General features: G+C 61.9%; 11 protein-coding genes. 4 read left to right on the forward strand and 7 right to left on the reverse strand.

The genetic code is table 11. From position 1 onward, the window contains the following. Positions 1-9: 9 nt before the first annotated feature. The 4 genes from narJ to E1B25_RS10745 form a co-directional block, all read right to left on the reverse strand. A complete protein-coding gene (gene narJ, locus E1B25_RS10730; RefSeq protein WP_132829410.1) occupies positions 10-723 on the reverse strand; it encodes a nitrate reductase molybdenum cofactor assembly chaperone in 714 nt (237 codons plus the stop codon). Between the two features lie 2 nt (positions 724-725). Then, positions 726-2,249 (reverse strand): nitrate reductase subunit beta, encoded by a 1,524-nt coding sequence (narH, locus tag E1B25_RS10735; protein WP_132829147.1) that lies wholly within the window; start codon positions 2,247-2,249, stop codon positions 726-728. Beyond that, positions 2,246-5,971 carry a nitrate reductase subunit alpha gene (locus E1B25_RS10740; protein WP_132829149.1) on the reverse strand — a complete coding sequence of 1,242 codons (3,726 nt, stop codon included), beginning with the start codon at positions 5,969-5,971 and terminating at the stop codon, positions 2,246-2,248. The genes narH and E1B25_RS10740 overlap by 4 nt, the downstream gene beginning before the upstream one ends. Before the next feature lie 61 nt (positions 5,972-6,032). Beyond that, positions 6,033-8,756, reverse strand: a complete 2,724-nt coding sequence (locus E1B25_RS10745) for a nitrate/nitrite transporter (RefSeq protein WP_132829151.1) — start codon at positions 8,754-8,756, stop codon at positions 6,033-6,035. A 251-nt stretch (positions 8,757-9,007) separates the two neighbouring features. Between E1B25_RS10745 and E1B25_RS10750 the strand changes: the two genes are divergently transcribed. Further along, a complete protein-coding gene (locus E1B25_RS10750; RefSeq protein WP_132829152.1) occupies positions 9,008-9,706 on the forward strand; it encodes a helix-turn-helix domain-containing protein in 699 nt (232 codons plus the stop codon). Between the two features lie 58 nt (positions 9,707-9,764). Here E1B25_RS10750 and E1B25_RS10755 read toward each other — a convergent pair whose 3' ends face one another. After that, positions 9,765-10,247 (reverse strand): MarR family transcriptional regulator, encoded by a 483-nt coding sequence (locus E1B25_RS10755; protein WP_165937599.1) that lies wholly within the window; start codon positions 10,245-10,247, stop codon positions 9,765-9,767. 391 nt (positions 10,248-10,638) lie between these two features. On the opposite strand from E1B25_RS10755, the gene E1B25_RS10760 reads away from it, so the two are divergent. From E1B25_RS10760 to E1B25_RS10770, 3 genes are all read left to right on the forward strand, one after another. After that, positions 10,639-11,559, forward strand: a complete 921-nt coding sequence (locus tag E1B25_RS10760; protein WP_132829156.1) for a LysR substrate-binding domain-containing protein — start codon at positions 10,639-10,641, stop codon at positions 11,557-11,559. Positions 11,560-11,737: 178 nt separating this feature from the next. Continuing rightward, positions 11,738-13,204, forward strand: coding sequence for a trimethylamine methyltransferase family protein (locus E1B25_RS10765; RefSeq protein WP_245510683.1), 1,467 nt, complete (start codon positions 11,738-11,740; stop codon positions 13,202-13,204). 28 nt (positions 13,205-13,232) lie between these two features. Further along, positions 13,233-15,641: an FAD-dependent oxidoreductase gene (locus E1B25_RS10770; protein ID WP_132829160.1), complete on the forward strand. Its 2,409-nt coding sequence runs from the start codon at positions 13,233-13,235 to the stop codon at positions 15,639-15,641. 68 nt (positions 15,642-15,709) lie between these two features. Here E1B25_RS10770 and E1B25_RS10775 read toward each other — a convergent pair whose 3' ends face one another. Next, the gene (locus tag E1B25_RS10775) at positions 15,710-16,225 is read right to left on the reverse strand and encodes an Lrp/AsnC family transcriptional regulator (RefSeq protein WP_132829162.1); all 516 of its coding nucleotides are present in this window, start codon (positions 16,223-16,225) and stop codon (positions 15,710-15,712) included. Next, positions 16,222-17,082, reverse strand: a complete 861-nt coding sequence (locus tag E1B25_RS10780) for a VOC family protein (protein ID WP_132829164.1) — start codon at positions 17,080-17,082, stop codon at positions 16,222-16,224. Before E1B25_RS10780 ends, E1B25_RS10775 begins: the two co-directional genes overlap by 4 nt. Positions 17,083-17,099: the final 17 nt, after the last annotated feature.

The raw sequence follows: 17,099 nt of genomic DNA on the forward strand, positions 1-17,099 counted from the left end.
GAGCCTCCATCACTCAGCCGCTTGGGCGGGTGTGCCCGGTGCGGGGGTTACGGGTGTATCCATCTGGGACAGCATGTCGCGCACCTGCGGACAGCCGCCATTGGGATCGGGGCCAAAGGTCACTTCGCTTTCTTCCCAGACGGCATCGAGCGCCTCGAGATCCTCGGGGTCGTCGTCGGGCAGTTCCAGAAGCTGTTCGACCGCGCCGGCATCGACGCGGGCATCTGCAATCTGCAAAAGCGCGGCGAACACGGCGCCATAGGGGCTTTCCCGCCGCTCCAACCGGGTTTGCAACGCGGCCAGAATATGGGCCGCGTCCGCCAGCGTGTCTTGAACATCGGCAATCGGACGCATCGCCAGAAATTCCAGCAGCACCGGCAGGTGGTCGGGCAGTTCCGAGGTGACCGGATCAAAGCCACCCGCGCGGTACATCTCGACCAGATTGACCATCGCGCCGCCGCGATCCCGGCTTTCGCCGTGGACATGTTCAAACAGGTTCAGCGACAGGCTGCGCGAGCGATCAAACAGCGCGACATAGGTTTCCTGCACCTCATAGATGTCGCCCGATTGCAGGGTCTCGACCAGCGGGCGCAGGGCGCGCCGCGCGGCCGTGGTCAGGCGGCTGTCCGAGGCCAGAACGCCGGCGATTTCCGGCATCGCATGCTGCAACTCCTCGGTGGGATAGCTCAGCAGCAGCGACATCGCTTTCAGGGATCGATCCATCATCATCTCATGGCCTCCGGCATTTTCAGGGCTTTGCGCTTTCCGCCGAACAGCGTGCCGTCGGAGATACCGGTCGAGCATCCGTTGCCGTCGGTAAAGCCGCAGCCGCCGCGCATGTCATAGGCGTCTTCCACCTGTTCGCGGTGGGTGGTGGGGATCACGAAACGATCCTCGTAATCGGCCAGCGCGAGGATCTTGTACATGTCCTCGATCACCCGACCGCTGAGGCCGACCCGTGCCGCGATCGCCTCGTCGATGACGCCATCCACGGTCTTGGCCCGCATGTAGCTGCGCATCGCGGACATCCGCTCCAGCGCCTGCACGATGGGTTCTTCGTCGCCGGCGGTCAGCATGTTGGCCAGATAGCGCACCGGGATGCGCAGGCTGCGCACATCGGGCATTTCGCCGTCATGGCCGATCTTGCCGGCCTCGGCGGCGTTCTGGATCGGGCTGAGCGGCGGGATGTACCACACCATCGGCAGCGTCCGGTATTCCGGGTGCAGCGGGAAGGCCAGCTTCCATTCCATCGCCATTTTCCAGATCGGGCTTTCCTGCGCGCCCTTGATCCAGTCCTCGGGCACGCCGTCGGCGCGGGCGGCTTCGATCACCGCCGGGTCGTGCGGATCGAGAAAGACATCGAGTTGCGCGTCGTAGAGGTCCTTTTCGGAATGCGTGTTGGCTGCGCTTTCGATCTTGTCCGCATCATAGAGCATCACGCCAAGATAGCGGATGCGACCGACGCAGGTTTCCGAACAGACGGTCGGGTTGCCGCTTTCGATCCGGGGATAACACAGCGTGCATTTCTCGGATTTGCCGCTTTCCCAGTTGTAATAGACCTTTTTGTAGGGGCAGCCCGAGACGCACATGCGCCAGCCCCGGCATTTTTCCTGATCGATCAGGACGATGCCATCCTCTTCGCGCTTGTAGATCGCGCCAGAGGGGCAGGAGGCGGCGCAGGCGGGGTTGAGGCAATGCTCGCACAGGCGCGGCAGGTACATCATGAAGGTATTTTCGTACTCTCCATAGATCTCCTTCTGCACACCTTCGAAGTTATAGTCTTTTGAGCGTTTCTCGAATTCGCCGCCAAGAATTTCCTCCCAGTTCGGGCCGTACTCGATCTTCTGCATCCGCTCGCCCGAGATTTTCGAGCGTGGCCGCGCGGTCGGAAACGCTTTGACTTCGGGGGCGGATTTCAGGTGGTCGTAGTCGAAATCGAACGGCTCGTAATAGTCGTCGATCTCGGGCAGGTCGGGGTTGCCAAAGATATTGGCAAGGATGCGCCATTTGGACCCCTGTTTGGGTTGCAGCTTGCCGGATTTGGTCCGCTCCCAACCGCCGTTCCAGCGTTTCTGGTTCTCCCAGTCCTTGGGATAGCCGATGCCGGGCTTGGTCTCGACGTTGTTGAACCATGCGTATTCGACGCCGTCGCGGCTGGTCCAGACGTTCTTGCAGGTGACGGAACAGGTGTGGCACCCGATGCATTTGTCGAGGTTCAGCACCATGCCGATTTGTGCGCGTACTTTCATTGTGCGGCCTCCTTCTCGGTCGCTTCGTCGTCAAGCCAATCGACCTTGTTCATTTTCCGGACGATGACGAATTCGTCCCGGTTCGAGCCCACGGTGCCGTAGTAGTTGAAGCCGTAGGACAGATGCGCGTAGCCGCCGATCATGTGGGTCGGTTTCAGCACCGTGCGGGTGACCGAATTGTGGATGCCGCCGCGCAGCCCGGTCTTTTGCGAGCCGGGGGTGTTCACGATCTTTTCCTGCGCGTGATACATGAACACCGTGCCTTCGCGGATCCGCTGCGAGACGACGGCACGCGCGGTCAGCGCCCCGTTGACGTTATAGGCCTCGATCCAGTCGTTATCCGCGATCCCGGCTTTCTTGGCGTCGGTCTCGGACAGCCAGACCACCGGCCCGCCGCGGTTCAGCGTCAGCATCAGCAGGTTGTCGGAATAGGTCGAGTGGATGCCCCATTTCTGGTGCGGCGTGATGAAGTTCAGCACCAGGCTGTCGCCCGCGTCCTGCACCCCCTTGGTGATGGTCTTGAGATCGACCGGCGGGCGATAGGCGACGAAGCCTTCGCCAAAGGCGCGCATCCACAGGTGATCCTGATAGAGCTGTTGCCGCCCGGTCAGCGTGCGCCATGGGATCAGCTCATGCACGTTGGTGTAGCCCGCGTTATAGCAGACCTCTTCGCTCTCGATGCCGGACCAGGTCGGCGAAGAGATGATCTTGCGCGGCTGGGCGGCGATATCGCGGAAGCGGATCTTGACGTGTTCCTGCCCCTCAGCGAGATGCGCATGTTCGCGCCCTGTTGCCTTGCTCAGCTCTTTCCACGCCTTTACGGCCACCTCGCCGTTGGTTTCGGGGGCGAGCATCAGCACCACCTCGGTGGCGTCGATGTCAGTGTCGATCCGTGCTTGTCCCTTGGCCGTCCCGTCGAGTTGCACACCGTTGAGGTCGCGCAGGTTCTGGACCTCGACCTTGGTGTCCCAGGCGATGCCCTTGCCGCCGTTGCCGATGTCATCCATCAGCGGCCCCAGCGCGGTGAACCGGTCATAGATCGCGGTATAGTCCCGCTCGACCGTGATATAGTTCGGCGCGGTCTTGCCCGGGATCAGATCGCATTCGCCTTTCTTCCAGTCGCGCACCTGATCCTGCGCGATCTCGGCCGGGGTGTCGTGCAGGATCGGCAGGGCCACCACATCGGTTTCCTGCCCGAGATAGCCCGGCACGATCTCTTGAAACTTCTTGGCGATCGCCTTGAAGATCTCCCAGTCGGATTTGCTTTCATAGGCCGGGTCCACGGCCGCCTGAAGCGGGTGGATGAACGGGTGCATGTCCGAGGTGTTGAGATCGTTCTTTTCGTACCATGACGCGGTTGGCAGCACGATGTCGGAATAGACCGCCGTGGTGGACATGCGAAAGTCGATCGTCACCAGCAGGTCAAGCTTGCCCTTGGGCGCCTCGTCGCGCCAGACCGCCTCTTTCGGCTTTTGCCGGCCTTCCTCGCCCAGATCCTTACCCATCACGCCGTTGTCGGTGCCCAGCAGGTGTTTGAGGAAATATTCATGCCCCTTGCCCGAGCTGCCCAACAGGTTGGAGCGCCACACGAACAGGTTGCGCGGCCAGTTCTCGGGCGCGTCCGGGTCGGTACAGGACATCTCCAGATCACCGGATTTCAGCCCCTTGGCGATATAGTCGCAGGGCTCGTGCCCGGCCTCTTTCGCGGCTTTGGCCACCTCAAGCGGGTTCTGCTTGAGCTGCGGCGCCGAGGGCAGCCAGCCCATGCGCTCGGCCCGGATGTTGTAGTCGATCATCGAGATGTCCCAGTCGCCTGCGGGCGCGGTGGGGGAAAGCAGCTCATCCGCTGTCAGCGTCTCATAGCGCCACTGATCGGTATGGGCGTACCAGGAGCTGGTCCCGTTCACCTGCCGGGGCGGGCGGCCCCAGTCGAGCGCAAAGGCCAGCGGTTGCCAACCTGTTTGCGGGCGAAGTTTTTCCTGACCGACATAGTGGCTCCAACCGCCGCCGGACTGGCCGACGCAGCCGCACATCACCAGCATGTTGATGATGCCGCGATAGCTCATGTCCATGTGATACCAGTGGTTCAGCCCGGCCCCGAGGATCACCATCGACTTGCCGTTGGTCTTTTCGGCGTTCAGCGCGAATTCGCGCGCCACGGTGATGATCTTTTCCGCCGGAACGCTGGTGATTTTCTCGGCCCATTTCGGGGTATAGGGCATGTCGGCTTCGTAACCCGAGGTGACCCAGTCGCCGCCCAGCCCACGGTCAAGCCCGTAGTTGGCGCACAACAGGTCAAAGACGGTGGCGACGCGGGCCTCTCCGTCGGCCAGCTTCACTGTCTTGACCGGGATGTTGCGGGTCAGCACGTCGGGGTGGTCGCATTTGACGAAATTCTCGGTCGCGACGCCGCCGAAATAGGGGAAATCGACGCCAACCACATCGTCGTGATCCTCGTCGAGGATCAGCGACATTCTGAGAGCGGTCTCGGCATTTTTCGCGCGCTGTTCCAGGTTCCAGTCGCCGTCTCCGCCCCAGCGGAAACCAACCGAGCCGTTGGGGGCGACAAAGCTGGCGGTCTTGGAGTCAAAGGCGATGGTCTTCCATTCCGGGTTGCTGTCCTCGCCCAGCCTGCCGTCGAAATCATCGGCGCGCAGGAACCGGCCCGGCACCAGCCGGCCATCCTTTTCCTCCATCCGCACCAGCATCGGCATGTCGCTGTATTTGCGGCAATAGTCCTCGAAATACTCGGCCTGCCGGTCGAGGTGGAATTCGCGCAGGATCACGTGGCCCATGGCCAGCGCCAGCGCCGCATCGGTGCCTTGCTGCGGGGCCAGCCAGACATCGCCGAATTTTGCCGCCTCGGAATAGTCGGGGCAGATCACCGCCGACTTGGTGCCGCGATAGCGCGCCTCGGTATAGAAATGCGCATCCGGGGTGCGGGTCTGTGGCACGTTGGAGCCCCAGATCAGCAGGAAACCGGCATTGAACCAATCGGCCGATTCCGGCACGTCGGTCTGTTCGCCCCAGGTTTGCGGGCTTGCCGGGGGCAGATCGCAATACCAGTCGTAGAACGACATGCAGGTGCCGCCCAACAGGCTGAGGTAGCGTGTGCCAGCGGCATAGCTGATCATCGACATCGCCGGGATCGGCGAAAACCCGAACACCCGGTCAGGGCCATAGGTCTTGGCGGTATAGGCATTGGCCGCCGCCGTGATCTCGGTCGCCTCATCCCAGGTTGCGCGCACGAACCCGCCCTTGCCGCGAGAGGTGACATAGCTGGCGCGCAGGATCGGGTCGCCTTGCAGCTTGGTCCAGGCTGCGATCGGGTCCATCGTTTTGCGCATCTCGCGCCAGATCTTCATCAGCTTGCCACGGATCAGCGGGTTCTTCACCCGGTTGGCGCTGTAGAGATACCAGCTGTAGCTGGCGCCGCGGGCACAGCCGCGCGGTTCGTGGTTGGGCAGGCCGGGACGGGTGCGCGGATAATCGGTCTGCTGGGTTTCCCAGGTGACGATTCCGGATTTCACATAGATCTTCCAGCTGCACGAGCCGGTGCAGTTTACCCCGTGGGTCGAGCGCACGATCTTGTCGTGGCGCCAGCGGTTTCTATAGGTGTCTTCCCAGTCCCGGCTTTCACGGGTGAGCTGTCCGTGACCATTGGAAAACTGGTCCAGCTCCTTGGATTGGAGGAAATTCAGTCTGTCGAGGAGGTGGCTCATTTGGCTGTCCTTTCAGTTTTCGTCAGACCGGCAGCGGCTGCGCCGCCGGCCCTGTATCAGCTTATGCGGTGGCGCTGGGCGCGGGCGTCGGGGACGCCCCGCCGCGTTCAAGGTTGTGCAGCAGGCCGCCGCGCCGGGTGTAATAGGCCCAGGTGACCATCAGGCAGATCACGTAGAACACCAGGAAGGCCCAGAGCGCGCCCACCGGAGACCCCGTCATGGCGATCGAGGTGCCGTAGGCCTTGGGGATGAAAAAGGCACCATAGGCCGCGATTGCGCTGGTAAAGGCGATGATCGCCGCACTCTCGCGCTCGGCCTGCTTGCGGCTGGCGGTGGCATCGAGATCGGGCAACAGGCGCGGCACTTCGCGCCCCATGATCGCGGGGATCATCTGGAACGTGGAGGCATTGCCGATGCCGGTCAGCAGGAACAGCGCCATGAACGCGGCGAAGAACCCCGCGAAGCTGCCCGCGCCAAGGGCGGCGATCACCCCGAACACCGCCACGATCATCGCGGCAAAGGTCCAGAACGTCACCCGCCCGCCGCCGAAGCGGTCGCTGACCCAGCCGGTTCCGGCGCGCGACAGCGCCCCGACCAGCGGCCCGAGGAACACATATTGCACCGCGTTCACCTCGGGGAAAGCCAGCCGCGTCAGCAGCGGAAAGCCCGCCGAATAGCCAATGAAGCTGCCAAAGGTGCCGGTATAGAGCAGGCACATCAGCCAGTTGTGTTTGCGGGTAAAGATGATGGCCTGCTCGCGAAAGCTTGCCCGCGCATCGGCGATGTCGTTCATGCCAAGCCAGGCCGCAGCGGTGGCGATCAGGATGAAGGGTACCCAGACAAAGCCGGCATTCTGCATCCACAGCTGGCCGCCGTCCGACAGGGTTTGCGGTGCGCCGCCCATTGCGCCGAACACGCCGGCGGTGACGACGATCGGCACCAGAAACTGCATGACCGAGACACCAAGGTTGCCAAGACCGGCGTTCAGCGCCAGCGCGTTGCCCTTTTCCGCCTTTGGGAAGAAATAGGCGATATTGGCCATCGAGGAGGCAAAGTTGCCGCCCCCGAACCCGCAGAGCAGCGCCAGCGCCAGAAAGATCAGATAAGGCGTTTCAGGGTTCTGCACCGCATAGCCGATCCCCATCGCCGGCAGCAGCAGCGACACGGTCGAAAGCGTGGTCCAAAGCCGCCCGCCGAAGATCGGCACCATGAAGCTGTAGAAGATCCGCAGGGTTGCACCTGACAGCCCCGGCAGTGCCGCCAGCCAGAACAGTTGGCCGGTGGAAAAGTCGAACCCGATGGCAGGAAGCCGTGCCACCACCATCGACCAGACCATCCACACCGAGAAGGCCAGCAACAGCGCCGGGATCGAGATCCAGAGGTTGCGCTTGGCGATGCGACGGCCCTGATCCTCCCAGAAACTCGCATCTTCGGGGCGCCAGTCGTCCAGAACGCGCGGCATGACCGTGCGCTCTGGATCGTGGATGTCCTGCATTTCGGGCAGCGCAGGCAGTCTGTCGAGCGCCTCGCCCTGCGCACTGCGTTCCATTGCGCGGATCGAAAGGTGCATCCACCCCAGCGCGACGGCGACCAGTGTGAACAAAAGCGCAAAGCACGAGGTATAGACGCCCGTAAGGTCAAGCAGCGCCCCGAACCCGATGGGAAGGATAAAGCCGCCCAAGCCGCCGATCATGCCGACAAGACCGCCGACCGCGCCGACATGGTTGGGATAATAGACCGGGATGTGCTTGAACACCGCTGCTTTGCCGAGGCTCATGAAGAAGCCAAGCGCGAAAAGCACCGCGATGAAGGGCCAAAGCCCCATCGACGTCGAAAAGGCGATCGGGCCGTTCTTGCCCTGAATCACATAGTCGGTCGGCGGATAGGACAGCATGAACAGCAGGATCATCGAAAAGCCGAAGGTCCAGTACATGACCGCCCGCGCGCCGAACTTGTCGGACAGGTGGCCGCCATAGGCGCGGAACAGGCTTGCCGAGAGACTGAACACCGCCGCAGCCATCCCTGCCGATTTGACGTCGAGGCTGTAGACGTCGATCATGTAGTGCGGCAGCCAGAGCGCCAGCGCCACAAAGGCGCCGAACACCAGAAAGTAATAGAGCGAAAAGCGCCAGACCTGCAGGTTGCGCAGCGGGGCGAATTGCTCGGCCATGGAGGGCGCGCGCACGCCCCGTTTGCGACGGTCGACCAGTTCCGGATCATCCTTGGCGAACAGAAAGAAGATCACGCCGATGATCGCCAGCCCTGCGGCCCAGACATAGGCGACGCCGTGCCAGCCATAGGCCACCATGACAAAGGGGGCGACGAATTTCGTCACCGCCGCGCCGACGTTGCCGGCGCCAAAGATTCCCAGCGCGGTGCCCTGATGCCCGGCGTCGTACCAGCGCGAGACATAGGCGACGCCGATGATGAACGACCCGCCCGCAAGGCCGATGCCGAGCGCTGCGATCAGATAGGTGGTATAGCTGTCGGCCAGCGTCAGCGCCCATGTGGCCAGCGCGGTCAGGATCATCTGCGCCGAAAAGACCAGCCGCCCGCCGTACTTCTCGGTCCAGACGCCGAGGAAGAGGCGGGTGATCGACCCGGTCAGGATCGGTGTTGCGACAAGAATGCCGAACTGCGCCTCGGACAGGCCAAGCTCGTCCTTGATGGCGATGCCGATAATGGAAAAAATCGTCCAGACCGCGAAACAGGCGGTAAAGGAAATTGTACTCAGGCCAAGGGCGCGGTGTTGGTCCGCGCGAGCTACGCCTTCAAGCGTATTCATCGAGTGTCCCTCCTGGGGTCTTGGTGGGTTACGCATTGCATTTCACGGCCCAGAAAGAGGGAGATGGAGCAGGAGACGGTTGATTCAGATCAAGAAACGATGCGCGCCGACCTGAAATAAACATCCGGACCACTTGCGTCTGTCACGACAGGAAAACATGTGGATCCGGGAGAGGGGGCCAATCGGAGCGACGCTTGACAATCATCAAGTGAGAAACCTACCAAAGTCATAGCGATCAACCTGGAGGCGACATGAGACCCGAGGATATCCCCGAGATTCGACCCTTGGATCTGTTCCGCAACATGTCGGAGGAGAATTTCAACGATTTGATCCGGGGGGGCTATGTCCAGACCTTTCCACCGCAGGTGGTTCTGACCACCGAGGGTGATCAACCGGATTTTCTGCATATCGTGCTGTCAGGCAGCGTTGAACTTTTCTCGACGTGGAATGATCGCGAAACCTCGATGGCGACGGTCCGGCCGATCTCGACCTTTATCCTGGCGGCGACGATCCGGGATGCGCCCTATTTGATGTCGGCGCGCACCTGTGAAAAGTCGCGCATCATCCTGTTGCCGTCGATGGATGTGCGCGCCGTGTTCGAGCGCGACAATGATTTCGCCCGGGCCGTGGTGAGTGAACTAGCGCAATGCTACCGATCCGTCATCAAGATCTCCAAGAACCTCAAGCTGCGGACCTCGATCGAACGGCTGGCCAATTACCTGTTGCGCAGCCATCGGCGTGCCGGTGGTGCGCTGGAATTCGACCTGCTGCTTGAAAAGCGCCGCCTTGCCTCATTTCTTGGGATGACACCGGAAAACCTGTCGCGCGCGATCAAGGCGTTGCGCCCCTATGGGGTTGAAATCGACGGGGCGCAGGTGCGCATCACCAATCTTGCCGATCTTGAACAATTCGCAAAACCGAGCCCCCTGATCGACGATTACAGCACCTGAATCGGCCCCGGCGGCACAAAAGCGGTGCCAAAACAGTACCAAAACGGCGCCAAAGCGATCACTCCGGGGTGCGGGGTGTTTCGTTGATCTCCGCCAATTCCCGCAGCAGCGTCAGAAGCAGTTGATATTTCTCAGGGCCGAATTCGCGGGTGATCTCGCGGTGGATGACGGCGGCCTCTTCCACTAGAGGATCAAGCAATTCGACCCCCTGCTGTGTCAGTTGGACAAGAGCGGACCGGTTGTCGCATTCGCTTGTGCTGCGCTCGACAAAATCACGTTTTTCCAGAGACTTGAGAATGCGGGACATCGAGACTTTGTGGATGCAGGATTGTTTGCAGATATCGGTCGCGGTCATCGCGCCCTGATCGAACAGAATGCGAAGCACCCGCCACTGCTGTTCTGAAAAATCCTGACGATGGAAGATGTCGCGAAACCGGACGACCACGGCCTCGCGCCCTCGGGTGCAGGCGATGGCCAGCGATCGGTTGACATAATCCGGGTTCGCAAGGTCGGGATAGGGTGTTGTGTTCGGTTTTCCCATTTCTTCTTTACCTGCATTTAGTTGTCTGGGGGCCGACATGCCCGGGGGAACTGATCACATGGGGACAAAAGGCTGCCTGCTCAGACCTCTCGTGTGAACCATATCGTGGGCGGCAAGGATTGTCTTGCGCGTTCCGATCGTCTGACGCGGTGATAGTCTCAAAATGAGACTATTACGGTATCTGCGAAAAGGCCACTGGGGACGTGCGCGAGGACGCCCATCCCTGAACGGTGCAGCTTTGTGACAGTTTTGCCGTCGACACGGGGCCGGTTTCGGGCGCTTTGCGCGCCGCCAATTGCCATGGGGAAACCGGTGCGGAGGCAATTATTCATGGATTTTCACATCACCTTGTATACTGAATTGGCAAGCCCCTCTCGTGAGGAATTGTCATTTGCGCAAATACCCCCTGCCAGCCCTGTCGCAGTTGCATACCTTCGAAGCGGTCTCTCGGAGGATGAGTTTTACCGCGGCCGCAGACGAACTTTGCCTGACTCAAAGTGCCGTCAGTCGCCAGATCAGGGCCTTGGAAGCGGATCTTGGTCAGTCTCTGTTTCATCGCAAACACCGCGCGATCGAACTCACCCGTGCGGGGCGTCGGCTGTTTGACGCGGTCACCCGTGGGCTGGACGAGATTTCGCGCTGTGTCGGGGATTTGCGCGCGGTGACCGAGGCGCCGCAGATCACGGTCGCGGCCTCGGTTGCCTTTTCCTATTACTGGCTGATGCCCCGTCTGGAGCGCTTTTCCGAGCGCCGCCCGGAGATTGATCTGCGCGTTCTGGCCACGGATCAGAAGGTGGATCTGCACAAGGGCGATACCGATATTGCCGTCCTGTATGGCGACGGGATCTGGGATGGTGTCGAGGCCCGGCTGTTGTTCGGAGAGCGGGTCTATCCGGTGTGCAGCCCTGGCTATCTGCGCGATCACCCCGAGTTGCAGCGCCCAAGCGATGCTCTGGGCCAGACGCTTTTGCATTTGGAGGGCGGCGGCACGATCTGGGGGGCGGTCGACTGGCGGGTCTGGCTGGCGCATCAGGGCGTCAGGGGAGAACCTGAGCGCCGGGGCATCCGTCTCAACAGCTACCCGATGGTGCTGCAGGGGGCCGAGGCCGGGCGCGGTGTGGCGTTGGGGTGGAGCTATATCACCGACGAGATGCTGGCGGACGGGCGTCTTGTCTGTCCGGTCGGTTTGCCGTTGGAGACCCGCAGCAACTATTACGTTGGTGCGCTGGTAGAGCGCATGTCCAACCCGGCGATCGGCGATTTTTTCCAATGGATCATGGAGGAAATCGGAACGGGTGCGGAATTGGCATGATCTGGGGGAATGCGACACATTCACAATGATCGTTTGAACGCGGGTTTTCGGTGCTGCCACAGTGAGCTTGAAAAACCAGGCGAGGTCCGACATGACCGTATCCACCGCGCGAAGAACAAGCCGTCGCAGTCGAGGCATTGCAAATGCCGTGCCTCTGGTCTCACCTGTCAGACCGGGCATGTTGGGGGGTGGGTACAAGCCTCTGACCCAGCCCGAGGTCGAGCGTATTCATGCGCTTGTGCTGCAACTGCTGGAGGATCTGGGGCTCAGCCAGATCACCCCGAGCCTTGAGGCCCGCGCGATCGAGGCGGGATGCTGGGTGGACGACACGGGCCGGCTGCGGTTTCCACGCGCGCTGGTCGAGGATGTGATCGCCCGCACCCGGCGCAAATTCACCCTGCATGGCATTGACCCCGCCCATGACATCGAAATCGGCGGCGGGCGCGTGCATACCGGCACCGGCGGGGCGGCCCCGACCATCATGGATTTTCACAGCGGGAGATACCGCGAAAGCACGGTGTCGGATCTGTATGACATTGCCCGGCTGGTGGACCGGATGGACAATATCCACTGGTATCACCGCTCGGTCGTGGCGCGCGATGCCGAGACCATTCTGGATCTCGATATCAACACCACCTATGCCTGCCTGTCCGGAACGACGAAATCCATCGCCATCAGTTATACGGACAGCGCCAGCGTCAAGGCCGTGATCCCGATGCTGGATGCGGTGGCCGGGGGCGAGGGGAAATTCCGCCAACGACCCTTTTGCACCGCGGTCTGTTGTCATGTGGTGCCGCCGATGCGCTTTGCCACCGAAAGTTGCGCCGCGCTGGAGGCCGCCGTTGAGGCGGGCCTGCCGATCCTGCTGGTGGCTGCGGGTCAGGCCGGGGCCACGGCACCGGCAGCGCTGGCGGGCTCCGTCGCGCAGGCCTGTGCCGAGGTTCTGGCGGGGCTGGTCCTGTGCAACATCATAGACCCGATGTGCCGGGGGATCTTTGCCACCTGGCCCTTTGTCAGCGATCTGCGCACCGGCGCGATGTCTGGTGGCTCGGGCGAGCAGGCGCTGTTGTCGGCGGCCTGCGCCCAGATGGCGGGGTTCTATGATCTGCCCAATTCGGTGCCTGCGGGGATGACCGACAGCAAGCTGCCCGACATGCAGGCTGGTGGTGAAAAAGGCTATACGGTGGCGCTTGCCGCCCATGCCGGGGCTTCGATGATCCACGAATGTGCGGGCATGCACGGGTCGCTGATGGGAACCTGTTTCGAAAGCTATGTTCTTGACAATGATTTGCTGGGTGCAATCCTGCGCACGGTGAAGGGGGTGGAGGTGACGGAAGATGCGCTCAGCTTTGACGTGATCCGCGATGTGGTGCTGGGCGAAGGGCATTACCTTGGCCATCCGCAAACCTTCAGCCGTATGAAAACGGATTACCTGTATCCCGCAATCGCCGACCGCCGCAGTATCAGCGTCTGGGAAGAGACCGGCGCGCGCGATGCCCGCGAGGTGGCGCGCGGCACCGTGCAAACCGTGCTGGGCGAACATTATCCGACGCATATCGACCCGGCGATTGATCGTCAGCTTCGCGACAATTTCAACATCATTCTGCCCGCCGCGCGGATGCGCCCGGGCAACGGCGTCTGGTAGCGCCCGACAGGAAAGGACAGGGCAAACGATGCAATCTCAAGCGAAAGTGGTGATCGTCGGCGGTGGCATGATGGGTGTTGGCCTGGCCTATCACCTGGCCGAAGAGGGCTGGCGCGATGTCGTGCTGATCGAAAAGGGCGAGCTGACCAGCGGATCGACCTGGCACGCGGCGGGGCAGTGCCCCAGCTTCATCGGCAACTACAACATGGCCAAGATTCACCATTATTCCAATACGCTTTACCCGCGCCTGGAAGAGATCACCGGCCAGCCCGCCGGCTGGCACGGCTGTGGCGGCATTCGGCTGGCCACCACCCCGGAAGAGGTGGAATGGTTCAACTATGTGGCCGGGTTCGCGGCCAATATCGGGTTCCACATGGAGGTGATCGGCCCGGAGCGGATCAAGGAGCTGAACCCCTGGCTGGAAACCGACGGTGTTGTAGCCGGGGCCTATACCACGATGGATGGCCACGTGGACCCCTCCAGCGCCTGCAACGCCATGGCCGCCGGCGCGCGCCAGATGGGCGCAACGATCATTCGCCACAACCGGGTGCTGGACATCAAACAACGGCCCTCGGGCGAATTCGAGGTGATGACCGAACAGGGCAGCATTACCTGTGAACATGTGGTCAACGCCGGTGGCTGCTATGCCCGCGAGGTGGGGCTTTGGGTGGGGGTCGACACGCCGATCACCAATATGGAACATCATTATCTTGTCACCGAGGCACTGCCGGAATTCACCGCCAGCGACACCGAACTGCCAGTAATGCGCGACCCGGCAACCTCGGGCTATTACCGGCAAGAGCAGAAATCGGGGCTGATCGGCGTTTATGAGCACTATGGCGCCAAGGAAGCCTGGGACAATCGCGGTGGCTTTCCCAAATGGGACAGCGAGAACGAGCTGTTCGATGGTGATATCGACCGTATCGCGCCATGGCTTGAACAGGCGTTCGAGCGGATGCCGATCTTTGCCAATGCCGGGATTAAGCGCGTCATCAACGGGGCCATTCCGCATTCGCCCGACGGCAATCCGCTGGTTGGACCGGCGCCGGGGCTGCGCAATTTCTGGCAGTGCTGCGGGTCGTCCATCGGCATCGCGCAAGGGGGCGGGTGCGGCAAATATCTGGCGCAGTGGATGGTGCATGGCGAGGCCGAGATCAACATGGGCTGTGTCGACCCGCGCCGCTTTGGCCGCTATGCCGATCAGGACTATACCCGCGCCAAAAGCTTCGAGGATTATCACGAGATGTTCGTGACCCCGCTGCCGGGGCGCGAGGCGGGGGCAGGGCGCCAAACCCGCATTACGCCGCTGTATGAGCCGCTCAAGGCCAAGGGGGCCGCCTATACCCAGGTCTTTGGCTGGGAGCGTCCGAAATACTTTGCGCCAGAGGGCTTCGTCGAGGATCTGCGATACAGCCGCAACAACGTCTTTGACATCGTGGCCGCGGAGTGCCGCGCGGTGCGCGAGCGTGTCGGCATCATGGATCTGTCGAGTTTTGCCAAGTTCGATGTCTCCGGCCCTGGCGCCGAGGCGCTGCTGGATCGGCTGACCGCCAACAAGCTGGCCCGGAAAGCATGCGGCATCACCCTGACCCATGTGCTGTCCGAGGGCGGCCGGATCGAGGGGGAATGGACCATCACCCGGTTGGCGGAGGATCGGTTCTATATCCTGTCAGGTGCGGGCAGCGAACTGCAGGTGCTGGATCATCTGAGCGTGGCGGGCGACGATGTCACCGTTGACAATGTCACCGATGATTTCGGCCTTCTTGTCGTGGCCGGCCCCAAGGCCCGCGAGGTTCTGCAACCGCTGAGCAGTGCCGATCTGTCGAACGCCTCTTTCCGCTGGCTGTCCGGGCAGGAAATCACCATCGCGGGCATCCCGGTGCGGGCGCTGCGGGTGAGCTATGTCGGCGAGTTGGGCTGGGAGCTGCATGCGCCGATGGGCGATCTGGAGACGCTTTACGATGCGATCTGGGCCGAAGGCGTGTCGCACGGTATCGCCGATTTCGGCGCCCATGCGGTCAATTCGCTGCGGATGGAGAAAGCCTATCGCGGGTTCGGCGCCGAGCTGACCAACGAGATCACCCTGATCGAGGCCGATTGCACCCGGTTTTACGCCCCGAACAAGGGCGCGTTCACCGGCCGCGATGCCACCGAGGCGGTGCGCGAAAAGGGCGTTGCCACCACGCTGGTTTACGGAGAGGTCGCGGCAAGTAATTGCGACATCTACGGCGGCGAGGCGGTGATGCTGGGCGGTAAGGTGGTCGGGGTCTGCACCTCGGGCGGCTATGGCCATGCGACGGGCAAAAGCCTTGCCTTTGCCTATATCGATCCCGGTGCTGCAGAGGGGTTGGAGGTTGTCATCCTGGGGCAGCGCTGTGCGTTTACCCGTCATGGCGACCCGGTCTGGGACCCCACCAACGCCCGGCAGAAAGCCTGAGCGATCGCTTGCAGAGTGGCCGCCCCCGTCTCCGGTGTCCCCGTGATGCCGGGGCTGCGGGGGCGCGGTTAAAGGTATTTAGTCGGCACCGCCGTGGTGAGCTTCAGCTCTTCCATCGAGATCGAGGAGTTGATCTGTGAAAAGTCGAGCTTGTCGATCATCTTCTTGTAGACGGTGTCATAGGTGGAAATGTCGGGAACGACGACCTTGAGGATGTAATCCGTGGATCCGGTCAGGCGATAGGCTTCGACGATTTCGGGGATTTCATCGATCAGCGACCGAAAGCTGTTGAGCCAGTTCATTTCGTGGCGTGACGCGGTGATGCCGATGAAGACCGTCATGCCGACATTGGCGCGCTCATGATCGACCACGGCGACACGGCCGCGGATGACGCCCGCCTCTTCCAGCCGTTTGATGCGCCGCCAGCAGGGGGTGGGGGTCAGCCCCACCGCCTCTGCGATCTGATTCACCGGTTGGTCGGCATCGGCTTGCAGCAGCTCAAGAATGCGTCTGTCGATGTCATCAAAGCCAGAGGACTCGGCCGGTTTCTTGTCGGTATTGCGGGGCTTTCTAGGGGCGATCATTGCGGCGCGAACTCAAGGATCATGCCGGAGCAATACTTGGGGGCAAGGGCGATCCCGCGCGCGGTTGGGGAATAGGGAATGGCGTTCGACTTTAGGTAGTCTTCCGTTGCCTGCAAATCCTTGACGTGGATGGACAGCGCGGCAAACCCGTGTTTCGGCAGGCTCGACAGGTCGATGCCGGGGAAACGGGCGGCAAGGGCTGCGGGTGTCAACAGCGTGATCCCGGTCGAGTCGGGGCCCGTCGTGACCTGCGCGCCGCTGTTGGTCCGGGTGACCGCACCAGCCGCGTATAGCCTTGCAAAACGCTCGGCATCCTCTGCCGGGGTCTCGCTTTGGGCGAAGACTTCGGACAGCCCCGTCGCACCATTGGCATGATCGAGCAGCTCTGGCAGCCAGACCGTTTCGCGGGTCTTGTGCTGGCACATAAAGAGCGTGCCGAACGGGCGTTCGCTGTCATCAAAGGGCAGGGTGGCAAAGGCGGCGGGCGCGGTGCCGCCATCTGGCAGGGGAACCGGGCGTTCGAAATGGCCGACCGGGCCGGTCGCGATGCCAAGCTTTGTCAGGGCGGTCTTGGCGGCCTCGGCATCGCTAATGCGGCAGGCAATGGCGCTGAGACCTTCGCCGTTGCTTTCCAGAACGGCGCGCCGTGCGGCATTGCCCTCGACCGGGGTGACGATGCCGAGAAGTTCGAAATAATCGTTCGGAAACATGATGGTATGGTTTGCAGTCCCCTTTGAGGCGGAATGCATCCCGCGCGGCGAGACGGTGAACCCCAGCCGTTCGAATTGTTGTTGCGAACGGTCCAGATCCTGAACCAGAAGAAAGACGTGGTCGATGCCTTTGACGGGATGTTCCATGGTGCGTTTCCTGTGTT

Source organism: Antarcticimicrobium sediminis (genome assembly GCF_004348975.1).
Lineage (GTDB): Bacteria > Pseudomonadota > Alphaproteobacteria > Rhodobacterales > Rhodobacteraceae > Antarcticimicrobium > Antarcticimicrobium sediminis.